The 16,018-nt window shown below is 72.3% G+C and carries 7 protein-coding genes; 3 read left to right on the forward strand and 4 right to left on the reverse strand.

Going from position 1 to position 16,018, the window contains the following annotated elements:
• Nucleotides 1-123 precede the first annotated feature (123 nt).
• The 4 genes from ACFYPJ_RS10725 to ACFYPJ_RS10740 form a co-directional block, all read right to left on the reverse strand.
• Nucleotides 124-1,527, reverse strand: coding sequence for a dipeptidase (locus tag ACFYPJ_RS10725; protein WP_389013616.1), 1,404 nt, complete (start codon nt 1,525-1,527; stop codon nt 124-126).
• 47 nt (nt 1,528-1,574) lie between these two features.
• Nucleotides 1,575-5,138 carry a UvrD-helicase domain-containing protein gene (locus ACFYPJ_RS10730; RefSeq protein ID WP_389013619.1) on the reverse strand — a complete coding sequence of 1,188 codons (3,564 nt, stop codon included), beginning with the start codon at nt 5,136-5,138 and terminating at the stop codon, nt 1,575-1,577.
• Between the two features lie 374 nt (nt 5,139-5,512).
• Nucleotides 5,513-8,920: an ATP-dependent helicase gene (locus tag ACFYPJ_RS10735; protein ID WP_389013621.1), complete on the reverse strand. Its 3,408-nt coding sequence runs from the start codon at nt 8,918-8,920 to the stop codon at nt 5,513-5,515.
• A gap of 245 nt (nt 8,921-9,165) precedes the next feature.
• Entirely contained in the window at nt 9,166-9,555 is a 390-nt protein-coding gene (locus ACFYPJ_RS10740) for an MGMT family protein (RefSeq protein ID WP_389013624.1), read from the reverse strand.
• A 186-nt stretch (nt 9,556-9,741) separates the two neighbouring features.
• On the opposite strand from ACFYPJ_RS10740, the gene ACFYPJ_RS10745 reads away from it, so the two are divergent.
• The 3 genes from ACFYPJ_RS10745 (at nt 9,742) to ACFYPJ_RS10755 (ending at nt 15,952) form a co-directional block, all read left to right on the forward strand.
• On the forward strand, nt 9,742-12,483 hold the full coding sequence (locus ACFYPJ_RS10745; RefSeq protein WP_389013627.1) for a lysylphosphatidylglycerol synthase domain-containing protein: 2,742 nt from the start codon (nt 9,742-9,744) through the stop codon (nt 12,481-12,483).
• Nucleotides 12,484-12,642: 159 nt separating this feature from the next.
• Nucleotides 12,643-14,178 (forward strand): alpha/beta hydrolase, encoded by a 1,536-nt coding sequence (locus ACFYPJ_RS10750; protein ID WP_389013630.1) that lies wholly within the window; start codon nt 12,643-12,645, stop codon nt 14,176-14,178.
• A gap of 277 nt (nt 14,179-14,455) precedes the next feature.
• Nucleotides 14,456-15,952 carry an alpha/beta hydrolase gene (locus tag ACFYPJ_RS10755; protein ID WP_389014026.1) on the forward strand — a complete coding sequence of 499 codons (1,497 nt, stop codon included), beginning with the start codon at nt 14,456-14,458 and terminating at the stop codon, nt 15,950-15,952.
• Nucleotides 15,953-16,018: the final 66 nt, after the last annotated feature.

Below are 16,018 nucleotides of genomic sequence, written 5' to 3' on the forward strand. Positions count from 1 at the left end.
TGGGTTCGGCAGGTGGTTCAGCGGGACGAAGGGCGGGAGGGAACCGGGTCGGGCGGGTGCGGTGCGGGCAGGGTGGTCCTTCCAGTGTGCCGCGCGGGCGCAGCCGCTCCGCGCCGCGTCGTTTCAGGGCTCATGGCGCCAGTTCTCCGCCAGGTCGGCCCACAGGTAGGCGCTGGTCTCGACGCCCTTGAGGAGCAGGTCCAGCTCGACCTTCTCGTTGGGTGCGTGCCAGCCGTCGGAGGGTACGGAGATGCCCAGGAACAGCACGGGGGCGTCGAGGACCTCCTGAAGGCCGGCGGCCGGACCTGAGCCGCCCTCGCGGGTGAAGCGGACGGGTTTGCCGAAGGCTCGGCCCATGGCGCGGGCGACGGACTGCAGGGCGGGGTGGTCCAGCGGGGTCAGGCACGCGCGCGTGGCGCTGCCGAAGTCGATCTCGCAGCGAATCCCCTCGGGTACCTGGTCCGCGGCCCAGACCCGGACGGCCTTCTCGATGTGGTCGGGGTCCTGGCCCGCGACCGTCCGGAAGGAAAGCTTCACCATCGCCGAGGACGGGATGATCGTCTTGTTCCCGGGGCCCTGGTAGCCGCCGCCGATGCCGTTGACCTCGGCGGTGGGGCGTGCCCAGACACGTTCCAGGGTGGTGTGTCCGGCTTCGCCGTGGGCGGCGTGCGACTTGGCGGTGCGCAGCCATTGCGGCTCGTCGAAGGGCAGTTCGGCGAAGAGTTCCCGCTCGCGGTCGGTGAGTTCGACGATGCCGTCGTAGAAGCCCGGGATCGCCACGCGCGCGTGCTCGTCGTGCAGGGCGGCGACGAGACGGGCCGCGGCGGTGGCCGGGTTGGGTACGGCGCCGCCGAAGGAACCCGAGTGGATGTCCTGGTCGGGTCCGTACAGCCGGATCTCGCACTCGGCGACCCCCCGCATGCCGGTGCAGACGGTCGGGGTGTCCGCGGACCACATGCCGGTGTCGGAGACGATCACGGCGTCGGCGGCGAGCCGGCCGGCCCGCTCCTCGATGAGCGCCTGGAAGTGCGGAGAGCCGGCTTCCTCCTCGCCTTCGATCAGCAGCTTGAGGTGGACGGCGGGGGCGGTGCGGCCGGTGGCCGCGAGGTGGGCGCGGACGCCGAGTGTGTGGAAGAACACCTGGCCCTTGTCGTCGGCTGCCCCGCGCGCGTAGAGGCGGCCGTCCCGGACGACGGGCTCGAACGGCTCGCTGTCCCAGCCGTCCGCGCGGGCGGCCGGCTGGACGTCGTGGTGGCCGTAGACGAGGACCGTGGGTGCCTCGGGATCGTCCGCGGGCCACTCGGCGAAGACAGCGGGGGCGCCCGCGGTCTCCCAGACCTCGGTGGTGGGGAAACCGGTCTCCTTGAGCTTGGCGGCGAGCCAGTCGGCGCTGCGCCGTACGTCGGGTGCGTGGTCCGGCTGGGCCGACACGGACGGGATGCGCAGCCACTCCGCGAGGTCGTCCAGGAACACGGGACGGTGCTGCTCGATGTACGCGCGGACGGCGTCGTCCGGGGTCTGGCTCATGACATCGAGCCTATCGGCCCGTACGGGCATCCTGATCGGGCTGTTCGTCACACCGGGGACTCGGGCCGCGGCTCCCCGGTGAGCAGCCTTTCGAGCGCCGCCCGGTCCGGCAGGCCGGCCGGTCGTACGACCTCGCCGCTGCGTACGTACAGGAAGGCGGCGGTGACGGATTCGGGCGGTATGTCCTGTTGCTCGGCCCAGGCCAGCCGGTACACCGCGAGCTGGAGCGGGTCGGCGGTGCGGCCGCGGCCGGTCTTCCAGTCGATGATCTCGTACGTCGCCGTGTCGCCGTCGCCGTTCTTGTAGACGGCGTCGATCCGGCCTCTCACCAGACGCCCGGCCAGGGCGAGCTGGACCGGGACCTCGACGCGGTAGGGCGTACGGCGTGCGTACTCGGTGCGTTCGAACGCCTCCTTGAGCGCTTCAAGGTCACGCTCGTCGGCGATCTCGGCGTCGGTGCCGGGCAGCTCCTCCGGCTCCAGCATCGGCAGCGTCAACTCTTCGTAGCGGGCCTCCACCCACGCGTGAAAGCGGGTGCCCCGGCGCGCGGCCGGTTGCGGTGGGCGCGGCATCGGGCGGGCGAGTTCCTGTGCGAGCCCGTCCGGGTCGGCGGCCAGGCGCAGCACCTGGGTCGCGGTCAGCGTGGCGGGCAGTGGGACGTCCGTCACACGCTCCCGCGCGCGCAGCAGTTCTCCGGTGAGCGCGTCGAGATCGCGGTCCCAGGAGGCGACGGTGCGGGCTTCTTCGGGGGTGAGGTCGGTGTGCTCGGGCCCGCGTACCGGCGGGGCGGGCGCGGCTGCCTGGTGCGGGACCGTCGGACGGTCGGCGGACCACTCGTCCCATCCGGCCGGGTCTTCCGCGAAGGGGGGCTCGTCCTCGTAGGGAGCGAAGGGGGGCTCGTCCTCCCCGCGGGCGGCGTGGGAGGACTCGCCGTCGTAGGGGCCGTGAGGGGGATGGCCGTCGTAGGCGTCGTGAGGCGGCTGGTTCTCGTGGGGGCCATGCGGGGAATCGGCGTCGAAGGGTGCGTCGTCGTCCGGCGGCGGGGGCCAGTCAGGGTCGTCGACGGTGCCGGCGGCGTGCAGGGCCTTCGGCCGGCCGGCCGGGTGGGAGGGGAGGCCGTCCAGGTCGGCGAGGACCGTCTCGGCGGCAGCCCGGCGGCGGGCCAGGGCGTCGTCGTCCAGGGGCAGCGGCCAGGCCCGGTCGGCGGCCGCCTCGTGCAGGACCGGGTTCTCCTCGCCCTCTTCGGGTTCGTCCGCCCATGCCTCGATCTCGCCGTACCCGGCGGCGCAGTGGTCGTGCAGCGCCCGCAGGAAGTCGGAGGGGCCGCGGGGCTTCTTCTGGGCGGGTCCCCACCAGTGGCCGGAGCCGAGGAGCAGCGAGCGGGGACGGGTGAAGGTGACGTAGCCGAGGCGGAGTTCCTCGGTGTGCTGGTGGTCCTTCATGTCCTCGTGGAAGGCCCTCATGCCCCGCGAGTCCCAGTTCGCGATGTCGGGCAGGGTGTCGGCGTCGCCGCGCAGCCCGTGCGGCAGGACCTTGGCCTGCGAGGTCCACTTCTCCCGGCCCTGGGTGCTGGGGAAGGTGCCGCTGACCAGGCCGGGGACGGCGACGACGTCCCATTCCAGGCCCTTGGACCTGTGGGCGGTGAGTACCTTGACGGTGTTCTCGCCTCCGGGGAGGGCGTTGTCGAGACCCTTTTCGTACTGGGCGGCGGTGCGCAGGAAGCCCAGGAAGGCCAGCAGTGTGGCCTCGCTCTCGCCCGCGGCGAAGGAGGCGGCGACGTCCAGGAAGTTCGACAGGGTCTCGCGGCGGCGGGCCGCGAGGGCGTTCGGGGACGCGGACAGTTCCACCTCGAGGCCGGTGACGGCGAGGACGCGGTGCAGGACGTCCATCAGCGGGTCGGACAGGGAGCGCCGCAGTTCGCGCAGTTCGGCGGCGAGGCGGGCGAAGCGCACGCGCGCGTCCGCGGAGAAGGGCAGCCCGTCGTCGGTGCCGTCGCCGTCCATGGGGGACTCCAGGAAGGTGTCGAGCGCGTCCGCGAGCGATATCACCTCGGACGGGTCGATCCCCTCGACGGCCTCCGCGAGCCTGCGGTCGGGGTCGTCGTCGGCGCCCACGCGCGCGTGGGACACGAGAAGGCGGGCGCGTCGCCCCAGCAGGGCGAGGTCGCGGGCGCCGATCCGCCAGCGCGGGCCGGTCAGCAGGCGCACCAGGGAGGCGTTGGCGCCCGGGTCCTGGAGGACTTCGCAGACGGCGACGAGGTCGGCGACCTCGGGCAGGTGCAGCAGTCCGGAAAGACCGACCACCTCGACGGGGATGTCGCGGGCGACGAGCGCGCCCTGGATCTGGGCGAAGTCGGTCGCCGTGCGGCACAGGACGGCGATCTCACCGGGTGCCTTCCCGGTGCGTACGAGGTGGGCGATGGAGTCGGCGAGCCAGGCCATCTCCGCGCCGTGGGTGCGCAGCAGGGCGCAGCGGACCGTGCCGTCCCGCTCGGCTCCGGGGGCCGGGCGAAGGGCCTGCACGCCCGCGTGCATCGCGCGCAGGGGTTCGGCGAGGTCGTTGGCGAGGTCGAGGAGGCGACCGCCGCTGCGGCGGTTCTCGCTGAGCGCCTGCCGGGTGGCGGGACGGCCGTCGGGGTGCGCGAAGTGCTCGGGGAAGTCGTCGAGGTTGGCGACGGAGGCACCGCGCCAGCCGTAGATCGCCTGGCAGGGGTCGCCGACGGCGGTCACGGGATGGCCGGTGCCCCCGCCGAACAGCCCGGCCAGCAGGACCCGCTGGGCCACCGAGGTGTCCTGGTACTCGTCGAGCAGCACCACCCGGAACTCGTCGCGCAGCACCCGGCCGACCTCCGGGATCGCGGCGAGGTCGGCGGACAGCGCGATCTGGTCGCCGAAGTCGAGCAGGTCGCGCTCGCGTTTGGCGGCCCGGTAGCGCAGCACCAGGCCGGCGAGTTCACGGCGGGCCGCGGCCGCCTCGGGGACCTTGCGCAGGTCGGCGTTGGTGAGTTTTGCGCCCTCCAGGGTGCGCAGCAGCCCGGTGTCCCAGGTCCGCAGGTCCGCCGGGCCCACGAGGTGTTCGGAGAGTTCGGCGTCGAGCGCGAGCAGGTCGCTGACCAGGTCGGCGAAGGAGCGGGTGAGCGCCGGGTAGGGGCCGGGGGCTTCGCGCAGCACGCGCGCGGCGAGCTGGTATCGGGTGGCGTCGGCGAGGAGCCGGGACGTCGGCTCCAGCCCGATGCGCAGGCCGTGGTCGGCCAGGAGGCGGCCGGCGAAGGCGTGATAGGTGGAGATGACCGGCTCCCCCGGCGGGTTGTCCGGGTCGATGACGTCGGGGTCGGTGACACCGGCGTTGATCAGCGCCTTGCGGACGCGTTCGGCGAGCTCTCCGGCGGCCTTGTTGGTGAAGGTCAGGCCGAGGACCTGTTCGGGGGCGACCTGGCCGGTGCCGACCAGCCAGACCACGCGGGCCGCCATGACCGTGGTCTTGCCCGACCCGGCTCCGGCCACGATCACCTGCGGGGCGGGCGGCGCGGTGATGCAGGCCGTCTGCTCCGGGGTGAACGGGATGCCGAGCAACTCCTTGAGCTGCTCGGGGTCGGTGATACGAGCGGGCATGACGCAGAGGCTATCGGCGGGCACTGACATCGATGCCGGTACTCAGGTTCCGGTGGTCGTGACTCGGACACCGGCTGACGCGAGTCGACGCGGGGATCGGCCGGCCGGGGCCCGTGGGGCATGGGCCGGCCCGGTTCGGCCCGGGTGACGCGCCAGGTCACCGCTGCGTGTCCTGACCGGACGGCGCAGCGATTGCGTACGGCACAGCGGTTGCGTACGGCGCGGCAGTTGCGTACGACACAACGGTGCGCACGGCAGACAAGCGCACGCGGCAGAGCGGTACGCGCGTCACCGCAGCACGGCAGTACGGGCAGTACGTACGTGACGGCGGTCACGTACGCGACGCACCGTACGACGCGGCCGTACGCGGTGGTTCACTCGACCACGTGCCGCCCTTCGGGGCGCGCGCTGCAGGACGTCCGGAACGCGCAGTGGGTGCAGTGCTGGCCGGCGGTCGGTGCGAACCGCTCGTCGAGGACCTTGCCGGCGGCGGTGGCGAGCAGTTCGCCGATCCACTCGCCCGCCAGGGGCTCCTGGGCCTGCACCTTCGGCAGGCTCTCGCCGCCGTCCCGTTGGGCGGCGCCCTGCCTGAGGTGGACGAGTTCGGCGCCGCCCGGTTCGGGGCGCACGCCGTCGAAGGCGTCGTCCACGGCGCCCTCGCGGACGGCGAGCTGGTAGACGGCCAGCTGGGGGTGACGGGCCACCTCCGCCGTGCTGGGCGCCTGTTTGCCGGTCTTGAAGTCGACCACGTAGGCGCGTCCTTCGCCGTCCGTCTCCACGCGGTCCATCTGGCCGCGGACGCGCACCTCGAACTCGCCCGCTTCCAGGGTGACGTCGAAGTCGTGCTCGCTGGTCACCGGCTTGCGCCCGGCCCGGACACTGTTGGAGTCGACGTGCCACGTCAGGAAGCGTTCGAGCGCCACGCGCGCGTGCTCCTTCTCCTGCGCCGACTTCCAGGGCGCGTCGAAGGCGAGCGCGTTCCACACCGACTCCAGGCGCTCCATCAGGACGGAGAGGTCGGCCGGAGTGCGCCCCGAGGCGACTTCGTCGGCGAGGACGTGCACGACGTTGCCGAAGCCCTGGGCGGTGGTGGCCGGTGCGTCGGCCTTCACCTCGCGGCCCAGGAACCACTGGAGGGAACAGGTGTTGGCGAGCTGGTCGAGGGCGCTGCCGGACAGCACGACGGGCTGGTCGCGGTCGCGCAGCGGCACCCTGCTGATGGTCGGTTCGAACATGCCCCACCAGCGTTCCGGGTGCGCCGACGGGACCAGCGGGCGGCCTTCCTCGTCGCCGAGCGCGGCGAGCCGGGCCAGGCGGCGGGCGGCGGCCTCGCGCAGACCTGCGGAGGCACGCGGGTCGACCGTGGTGGCCCGCAGTTCGGCGACCAGCGCGGCCACCGACAGAGGGCGGCGGGGGCGGCCGGTGACGTCCCTGGGGTCGACGCCCAGTTCGGCGAGGAAGCGGGAGGGCCGGTCGCCGTCGTCCGCGGGCGCCTGCACCGCGGTGACGACAAGACGTTCACGCGCGCGCGTGGCTGCCACGTAGAACAGCCGGCGTTCCTCGGCGAGCAGCGCACCCGGGGTGAGGGGTTCGGCGAGCCCGTCGCGGCCGATGCGGTCGGCCTCCAGGAGGGAGCCGCGGCGGCGCAGGTCAGGCCACAGTCCTTCCTGGACTCCGGCCACGACGACCAGGCGCCACTGAAGGCCCTTGGCACGGTGGGCGGTCATCAGCTGGACGGCGTCGGGGCGCACGGAGCGCTGGGCGAGGGTGTTCGCGGCGATGTCCTCGGCGTCGATCTCTTCCAGGAAGTTGAGGGCGCCCCGGCCGCCGGTGCGCTCCTCCGCCCGCGCGGCGGTGTCGAACAGGGCGCACACGGCGTCGAGGTCGCGGTCGGCGTTGCGGCCGGCTGCGCCGCCGCGCCGGGCGGTCCGGGCCAGGCGGGCGGGCCATGGCGTGCCCTCCCACAGGTCCCACAGCGCCTCCTCGGCGGTGCCGCCGCCCGCGAGGCGTTCCCGGGCCTTCTTCAGCAGCGCACCGAGACGCTGTGCGCCCCTGGCGTACGCCGGGTCGTGCGTGACCAGCCGCTCGGGCTCGGCGAGCGCCCGCGTGAGCAGTTCGTCCGAGGGCGGCGGCAGCGGGTCGCCCGCGGCCCTCTCCTCCTCGCGCAGGGCCCGGCCGAGCCGGCGCAGGTCGGCGGCGTCCATGCCGGCGAGCGGGGAGGCGAGCAGGGTCAGCGCGGTCTCGGTGTCGAGCCAGGAACTGCCGGCGCGCGGGGTCTCGCCGGTGCCCTCTCCGGAGGGCTGTTCCACGGAAGGATCCGCTCCGCGGACCGGCTCCGTGCCGGTGGGTTCCTCGTCCTCTCGTACCCCCCCTGAGCCCGGCCGCGCCACCTCTGCCGCCGCGACCGCCCGGAGCGCGGTCAGCAGCGGTGCCACCGCCGGCTCGTGGCGCAGCGGCAGCTCGTCGCCGTCGATGTCGAGGGGTACCCCGGCCGAGGTGAGGGCCCGGCGAACGGTGGGGATGGTGCGGGACCCGGCGCGTACCAGGACCGCCATGTCGTTCCAGGCGATGCCGTCCTCCAGGTGCGCCCTGCGGAGGATGTCGGCGATGTTGTCCACTTCGGTGCCTGCCGTGGGGTACGTGTAGACCTCGACGCGGCCGGTGTCGCGCACCGGGACGAGTTCGCGATGGGCGCGTACCTTGTCGGCCGGGAGCCGGGTCAGGGGCATGCGCCGGGCCAGCAGGCGGGTCGCGGCCAGCAGGACGGCTCCGGAGCGGCGGGAGGTCCGCAGCACCTCCACGGGCGCCGGACGGCCGTCCGCGCGCGGGAAGGCCGCCGGGAAGCCCAGGATTCCGTTGACGTCGGCGCCCCGGAACGCGTAGATCGACTGGTCGGGGTCGCCGAGGGCGATCAGGGTGCGGCCGCCGCCGGCGAGGGCGTGCAGCAGGCGTATCTGGGCCGGGTCGGTGTCCTGGTACTCGTCGACGTACACGGCGTCGTACCGGGCAGCGAGACGGGCCGCGGCCTCGGGGCGGCCCGTGAGCAGCACCGCGCGGTGGACGAGTTCCGCGTAGTCGAGGACGCCCTGCAGATCGAGCACGTCCAGGTATTCGGCGAGGAAAGCGGCGGCGGCCTGCCAGTCTGGGCGGCCGATGCGGCGGGCGAAGGCGTCCAGGGCGGCGGGGCCGAGGCCCAGTTCCCGGCTGCGGGCGAGAACGGCACGGACCTCGTCGGCGAAGCCGCGGGTGGTCAGGCAGGCCCGCAGTTCGTCCGGCCAGCGCACATGGGCGAGGCCGAGCCGCTCCAGGTCCGGCTGGCCCGCGAGCAGGTCGCGGACGGTCACGTCCTGCTCGGGACCGGAGAGCAGCCGCAGTGGTTCCGCGAACAGGTCGCTGTCCTGGTGGGCACGGACCAGGGCGTAGGAGTACGAGTGGAAGGTGGTCGCCCGGGGCGCGCGCGCCGCGCCCACGCGCCGGGCCATGCGGTCGCGCAGTTCGGTCGCGGCCCGGCGGCTGAAGGTCAGCACCAGGATCCGCTCGGGGTCCGCGCCACGGGCGATCCGCGCGGCCACGGACTCCACCAGCGTGGTGGTCTTGCCGGTGCCGGGTCCCGCGAGGACCAGCAGGGGTCCGGACCGGTGGTCAACCACCGCGCGCTGGACGGCGTCCAGACCAGGGGGCTCCGGTTCGGCCGGCGGGGTGCGGACCAGTCGGTAGGCGCCACTGCTCCCCTGCCGCGCCTCGGGGTGCGGCAGGTGTCTGGTGGTGGAGGAGGAGCTCACGTGGTTCGCCGGTCCTGGTATTCGTACTCGTCTGGCTGTCCCGCGCGCGGGGTGGTGGACGCGGGGTGAGAGGGACGCGTGTGGCCGACGCTACGCCGACGCCCGGTGCGGAAGCAGCGCTTCTGCCTCTTCCCACACGGCACTCGCGTCCCACGCCTCACGAACGTACGGCATGCCGCGGACGTCTCCCGTGTCCCTCGTACGGGCCACCGGTTCCCCCAAAGGGCCTTCCATGGCGGAAGCTGTCAGGTGTGACCCTGTGCGCTCTCGCCGCCGTCCCACCGGGCCCGTCTCATGTCGAGTCGCGGCAGGTGGCCCTGGGCGGCCCTGCTCGCCTCCTTCAGCGGCGTGCTCTCCGCGCGGTAGTGGCCGAGCGCGCGCAGTTCGTGGCCAGCGAGCAGCGCTCCGTCGGCCCGCACGACGCGCCACCACGGCACGGCTCCCCCGTAGAGGGCCATCACCCGGCCGACCTGGCGCGGCCCGCCCTCCTCCAGCCACTCGGCGACGTCCCCGTAGGTCATGACCCGCCCGGGCGGGATCCGTTCGGCGACGTCGAGGACCCGCTCGGCGTACTCCGGCAGCGCGTCCGGATGCTCCTCGTCGGGTGCCCGGGCCGAAAAGCTCTCCTCGCTCATTCGCCCCATCCTGCCGCACCCCACCGACAACGTGACGCGAGCGGGGCGGCGCCTGCCCCTCGCTCTCCGGCGACGTTTCCGACACACTGTGCGCTCCCGCAATTGCACCCTGACGACACTGTGTGTCGGAGGGCCATGCCACCATCGTGCGGGCGGTGACCGGTGATACGAGACCAAGAAGAGGCGATGAAGCAGCAGGGCGTGCACGCCGAGGGCGCGGAGGGCACCTCCGCCGCAGGGGCGCGCCCGGACACCGCCGGGACGCACGGCACGAGCCCCGCCGAGGACACGGACGGCACCGGCACCGCACCCGGGAACGACTGCCCTGACGACGCGCACATCGAGGAGGTCGAGGGCGACGAGCCGCTCCTCCCCGCGCGCGTGCACCGTCCTTCCGACCTGCTGCGCCTCCTGGTGGGCGTGCTGGCGATCGTCGTGCTCCTGGCCGTCGCCGCCTTCGCCCACGGCACCACCTCGGGCCTGGAACAGGACATCAACAAGGGCACCGGCCAGGCACCCGATCTGCTGATCAAGATCGCGGGGCTGGCGTCGAGCATCGCGATCCTCCTGGTGCCGGTCGCGTTCGCGATCGAGCGACTGATCAAACGGGACGGACTGCGCATCGCCGACGGCGTCCTGGCGGCGGTCCTCGCGCACGGCGTGACGCTCGCCACCGACCTGTGGGTCGCCCGGGCCGCCCCGGGCTCGATCCAGGAGGCGCTCACCCAGCCGTCCCCGGGCAACGTCCACGCGCTGACCGACCCGGTGCACGGCTATCTGGCCCCGGTCATCGCGTACATGACGGCCGTCGGCATGTCCCGCAGACCCCGCTGGCGTGCCGTGCTGTGGATCGTGCTGCTGCTCGACGCGTTCTCCATGCTCGTCACCGGCTATACGACGCCGTTCTCGATCATCCTGACGGTGCTGATCGGCTGGACCGTCGCCTACGGCACGCTGTACGCGGTCGGTTCCCCGAACGTCCGGCCCACCGGGCAGACGCTGATGGCGGGCCTGCGCCGCGTCGGCTTCCACCCGGTGACCGCCGCCCGCGAGGAGACCCCGGACGCCGAGAACGGCGACCGGGGGCGGCGCTACTTCGTGACCCTTGAGGACGGCCCGCCGCTGGACGTCACCGTGGTCGATCGCGAGCAGCAGGCGCAGGGCTTCTTCTACCGAGCGTGGCGGAATCTGACCCTGCGCGGCTTCACCACCCGTTCGAGCTTCCAGTCGCTGCGCCAGGCGCTGGAGCAGGAGGCACTGCTCGCGTACGCCGCCATCGCGGCCGGCGCCAACGCGCCCCGGCTGATCGCCACCTCCGAGCTGGGCCCCGACGCCGTCATCCTCGTCTACGAGCACACCGGCGGGCGCACGCTCGACTCACTGGCCGACGAGGAGATCACCGACGAGTTGCTGCGGCTGGCCTGGCACCAGGTCCAGTCTTTGCAGTCGCGACGAATCGCGCACAGCGGACTCGCCGGGGACGCGATACTGCTGGATCCCTCGGGTTCGGTGGTGCTCACCGATCTTCGCGGGGGCGAGATCGCGGCCGGAGATTTGCTGCTGCGTATGGATATCGCCCAGCTGATGACCACCCTGGGGCTCCGAGTGGGCGCCGAGCGGGCGGTCGCCTCCGCGGTCGGCGTCCTCGGCCCCGACGCCGTCGCCGACTGCCTGCCGATGCTCCAGCCGATCGCACTGACCCGCTCCACGCGCGCGACGCTGCGCAAACTGGCCCGCGAACGAGCGCAGCGCGAGCGCGAAGCGGTCCTGGAGGCGTCCCAGCAGGCCAAGCAGGCCCGTCTGGAGGCAGCCCCGGAGGACACCAGGCCCGCCCTGGAGAAACCCGACAAGAAGACGGTCCGCGCCGAGCAGCGGGCCGAGAAACGGGCCATCGACGAGGCCCTGGAAGAGGCCCGCGAGGAGGATCTGCTCACCCAGATCCGGCACCAGGTACTGCGGATCAGGCCGCAGGCGCCCGTGGAACCCGCCCGGCTGGAACGGGTTCGTCCGCGCACGCTGATCAGTTTCATCGCAGGCGCCATCGGTGCCTACTACCTGCTGACCCAGCTCACGCACATCCAGTTCGCCACCCTCTTCGCGCAGGCCCAGTGGGGCTGGCTCGCCGCGGCGGTGGCGTTCTCGGCGCTCAGCTACGTCGCCGCCGCGATGGCACTCCTGGGCTTCGTGCCCGAGCGCGTGCCGTTCGTGCGGACCGTGGCGGCGCAGGTCGCCGGGTCGTTCGTGAAGATCGTGGCGCCGGCCGCGGTCGGCGGTGTGGCCCTCAACACGCGCTTCCTGCAACGCGCCGGGGTGCGCCCCGGGCTCGCGGTAGCGAGCGTCGGCGCGTCCCAGCTGTTCGGGCTCGGCTGCCACATCCTGATGCTGCTGTCCTTCGGCTATCTGACCGGCACCGAGAAGACCCCGTCCCTGTCGCCGTCCCGTACGGTCATCGCCGGCCTGCTGACGGTGGCGGTGCTCGTGCTCGTGGTGACCTCGGTGCCGTTCCTGCGGAAATTCGTCCTCACGCGCGTGAGGTCACTGTTCGCGGGTGTCGTGCCACGCATGCTCGACGTGCTGCAGCGCCCGCAGAAGCTGATCACGGGCATCGGCGGCATGCTGCTGCTCACCGCCTGCTTCGTGATGTGCCTGGACGCCTCGATCCGCGCGTTCGGCGACGAGTCGACCTCGCTCAGCATCGCCAGCGTCGCCGTCGTCTTCCTCGCCGGCAACGCACTCGGCTCCGCCGCACCGACCCCGGGTGGCGTGGGCGCCGTGGAGGCCACGCTGACCGTCGGCCTGATCGCCGTCGGGCTCCCCAAGGAGGTCGCCGCTCCGGCGGTACTGCTGTTCCGGCTGCTCACGCTGTGGCTGCCGGTGCTGCCGGGCTGGCTGGCCTTCAACCACCTCTCGCGCCGGGGGTCCTTGTAGGCGGGAGCCCTGTAGCCCTGTAGGCGAGGAGGGTCCCTAAAAGCGGGAATTCCTGTTAGGCGTGGGCACGGCAAGCGGGGGCGCGTCACGTGGGGCGGTCGGTACCTCGTACGGCCCGCGTCCCGCGCGCCCGGGCACGCGTGCCCGCAGGATGGGTTCATGAGTCCCTCCCGGATCCGCACCGCCCTGGCTGCCGCCGCCCTGCTGCCCGCCCTGCTCGTGGCCTGCGGTGGCGGTTCGAAGGACGGGAATCTGCTGGCCCAGAAGCTGGACTGGAAGGACTGCCCGGCTCCCTCCCAGGCCCAGGGAGGCGGCAACCCCCCGTCGCCGCTGCCAGGAGGCGGCACGTGGCAGTGCGCCACCATGGAGGCCCCCCTGGACTGGAGCAACCCCAAGGGCGACACCATCGGGATCGCCCTCATCCGGGCAAGGGCCAACGGTGACCCGGGCAAGCGGATCGGCTCGCTCATCTTCAACTTCGGCGGCCCCGGTGGCAGCGGCGTCACCTCGCTGCCCGCCTTCGCCGGCGACTACGCGAAACTGCGCACCCGCTACGACCTGGTGAGTTTCGACCCGCGCGGGGTCGGCCGCAGCGATCCCGTCAAGTGCAAGAGCGACGCCCAGCTCGACGAGTACTTCCAGCAGGACGCGACGCCCGACGACAGCGCCGAACGCGCCCAGCTCGTGAACCGCACCAAGCAGTTCAACGCGGCCTGCGAGAAGAACTCCAGGAGGACTCTCCCGCATGTGCGCACCACGGATGCCGCCCGCGACATGGACCTGATGCGCCAGGTTCTGGGCGACAGCAAGCTGCACTACTTCGGCATCTCGTACGGCACCGAACTGGGCGGCGTCTACGCCCACTTGTTCCCCAAGAACGTGGGACGGGCCGTCTTCGACGGAGTCGTTGACCCCACCAAGAACCCCGAGCAGAGCGCGCTGGGGCAGGCCAAGGGCTTCCAGCTCGCGCTCGACAACTTCGCCGACGACTGCACGTCGAAGGTCGAAGAATGCCCGATCGGGGACACCGCCCAGAACGTCAAGGACCGCATCGCCAAGCTGCTCAAAGACCTCGATAAGAAGCCGATCCCGGGCAGCTTCCCGCGTCAGCTCACCCAGACCGACGCCACCAACGGCATCGCGCAGTCCCTGTACTCCAAGGACTTCTGGGAATACCTCACCGCGGGCCTGGAGGAGGCGTACGACGGCGACGGCAGGATCCTCATGCTGCTGTCCGACTCGATGAACGGCCGCAACCAGAACGGTGAGTACAGCAACATCGTTCCGGCCAACATCGCCATCAACTGCGCCGACGACAAGCCGCGGTACACCGTCGACGACATCAAGCAGAAGGTGCCGGAGTTCCGCGCCGCCTCCCCGCTGTTCGGGGATTTCCTCGCGTGGGGCATGCTGAGCTGCACCAACTGGGCGGTGCCGGGTGCCGCCGACCACCCCGATGTGAGCGCACCGGGATCCGCGCCGATCCTGGTCGTGGGGAACACCGGCGACCCCGCGACCCCGTACGAGGGCGCGCGGAGGATGGTGGACGCGCTCGGCAAGGGTGTCGGCGTCGAGCTGACGTACAAGGGGCAGGGGCACGGCGCGTACGACAGCAAGGACAAATGCATCCAGAGTGCCGTGAACTCCTATCTACTGGACGGGAAGGTGCCGACGGCAGGCACCGTCTGCTCCTGACTCCGCCCGTCCTTACCCGGCCGTCCTCGGCCGTCCGCCCCTCCTCCCTCCCCGTCCCTCCCTAGCCCTCGCCCGGCTGCCCGAACTCTCGTCCTGACTTCCTCACCCCCTACCAAAGTCGCAGGTCAAACGGTTATCCACAGGCCGAAACGGGCTTTGCTCGATGCGCCTACTATGGCCTGACCGCTCTCCGCGACCGACATGCGGAGGGCTTGCGAGGGGGGTGCACAGGGTGCGTTTCGTACGGTGGACGGCCGCGGTGGCGGCCACGGTGCTGATGGCCGGATGCGGTGGCGGACCATCCGACGGCAAAGACGGCGGGGGCGAGGGGAAGGACCGGTCGTCGACGGCGCCGACCGATGCGTCCACCGCGGGCCTGCCTTCTTCGCTCACCTCGCAGAAGCTCGACTGGGGCCGTTGCAAGGCCACCGCGGACTCCGCGGCGCCCGACGCCGAGTGGCGGTGCGCCACGCTCAAGGCGCCCCTGGACTGGGGAAAGCCGGACGGGAAGACGATCGGTATCGCGCTTATCCGGGCTCGGGCCACCGGCGACGACCGCGTCGGCTCGCTGCTGATCAACTTCGGCGGACCGGGCGGCTCGGGCGTCTCGTCGATGCCGTACTTCGCCGACACCACCGCCAAGCTGCGCGAGCGGTACGACCTGGTGAGCTGGGACCCGCGCGGGGTCGGGGCCAGCGAGGGGGTCCGCTGCCGCGGTGACCAGGACATCCAGGCCGCCGAGGCGGTGGACACCACCCCGGACACCCCGGCCGAGGAGAAGGCGTACTTCAAGGACGCCGGGGACTTCGCCAAGAGCTGCGCGCGCGCCGCTGGGACGCTGCTGGCACATGTCTCGACGACCGACACCGCCCGCGACATGAACCTGATGCGCCTGGTCCTCGGCGACACCCGGCTGCACTACTTCGGCATGTCCTACGGCACCGAGCTCGGCGGTGTCTACGCCCATCTGTTCCCCAAGAACGTGGGCCGGATGATCCTGGACGGGGTCGTCGACCCGACCGTCGACTCAGTGGGGCAGTCCGAGAACCAGGCGCGCGGGTTCCAACGGGCCCTGGACGACTACCTGAAGTCCCTCGGGGAGGACCCGCGAAAAGGGACGCAGAAGATCGTGGAGCTGCTGGACCGGCTCGACGCCAAGCCGCTGCCGACGTCGTCCGGACGTGGACTCAACCAGTCGCTCGCGCTCACCGGCATCGTCCTGCCGCTGTACAGCCAGACCCGCTGGCCCGAACTGACCGACGCCCTGAAGGCGGCCGAGCAGGGCGACGGCTCAGGACTGCTGTCCCTCGCCGACGAGTACGACGAGCGTGACTCCGCGGGGCGGTACGGCACGTCGTCCCAGTCACAACGGGTCATATCGTGCTTGGACGACAAGCGGCGGCCCTCGCCGGAGGACGCGAAGAAGGTACTGCCGGAGTTCGACAGAATCTCGCCGGTCTTCGGAAAGTTCCTGGGCTGGGACACGGCCGGCTGGTGCTACGACTGGCCGGTGGCCGGGCAGTTCGACACCCCGCAGGTCAGTGCGCCGGGTGCGGCCCCGATCCTGCTGGTCGGCAACACCGGGGACCCGGCGACGCCGTACGAGGGCACCCGCAGGATGGCGGACGAGCTGGGCAAAGGTGTCGGTGTGGAGCTGACCTGGAAGGGCGAGGGACACGTGGCGTACGGCAGCGGGAGCGACTGCGTCGATGCGACGGTCGACGCCTACCTGCTGGACGGGAAAGTGCCGAAGGACGGCAAGGTCTGCTCGTAGCGGCGCCCGGAGCGCCGGCCAGGGGCGGCCGGCCGCGGGCAGTCACAAGGGGCCCGGCACGCGCGG

Origin of the sequence: Streptomyces sp. NPDC006012, from assembly GCF_042871185.1 — a bacterium.
Classification (GTDB): domain Bacteria; phylum Actinomycetota; class Actinomycetes; order Streptomycetales; family Streptomycetaceae; genus Streptomyces.

Coding starts and splice junctions, on each gene's coding strand:
- ACFYPJ_RS10750 (WP_389013630.1), top strand. CDS start 12,643: ATGAGTCCCTCCCGGATCCGCACCGCCCTGGCTGCCGCCGCCCTGCTG.
- ACFYPJ_RS10725 (WP_389013616.1), bottom strand. CDS start 1,527: ATGAGCCAGACCCCGGACGACGCCGTCCGCGCGTACATCGAGCAGCAC.
- ACFYPJ_RS10755 (WP_389014026.1), top strand. CDS start 14,456: ATGGCCGGATGCGGTGGCGGACCATCCGACGGCAAAGACGGCGGGGGC.
- ACFYPJ_RS10730 (WP_389013619.1), bottom strand. CDS start 5,138: ATGCCCGCTCGTATCACCGACCCCGAGCAGCTCAAGGAGTTGCTCGGC.
- ACFYPJ_RS10740 (WP_389013624.1), bottom strand. CDS start 9,555: ATGAGCGAGGAGAGCTTTTCGGCCCGGGCACCCGACGAGGAGCATCCG.
- ACFYPJ_RS10745 (WP_389013627.1), top strand. CDS start 9,742: ATGAAGCAGCAGGGCGTGCACGCCGAGGGCGCGGAGGGCACCTCCGCC.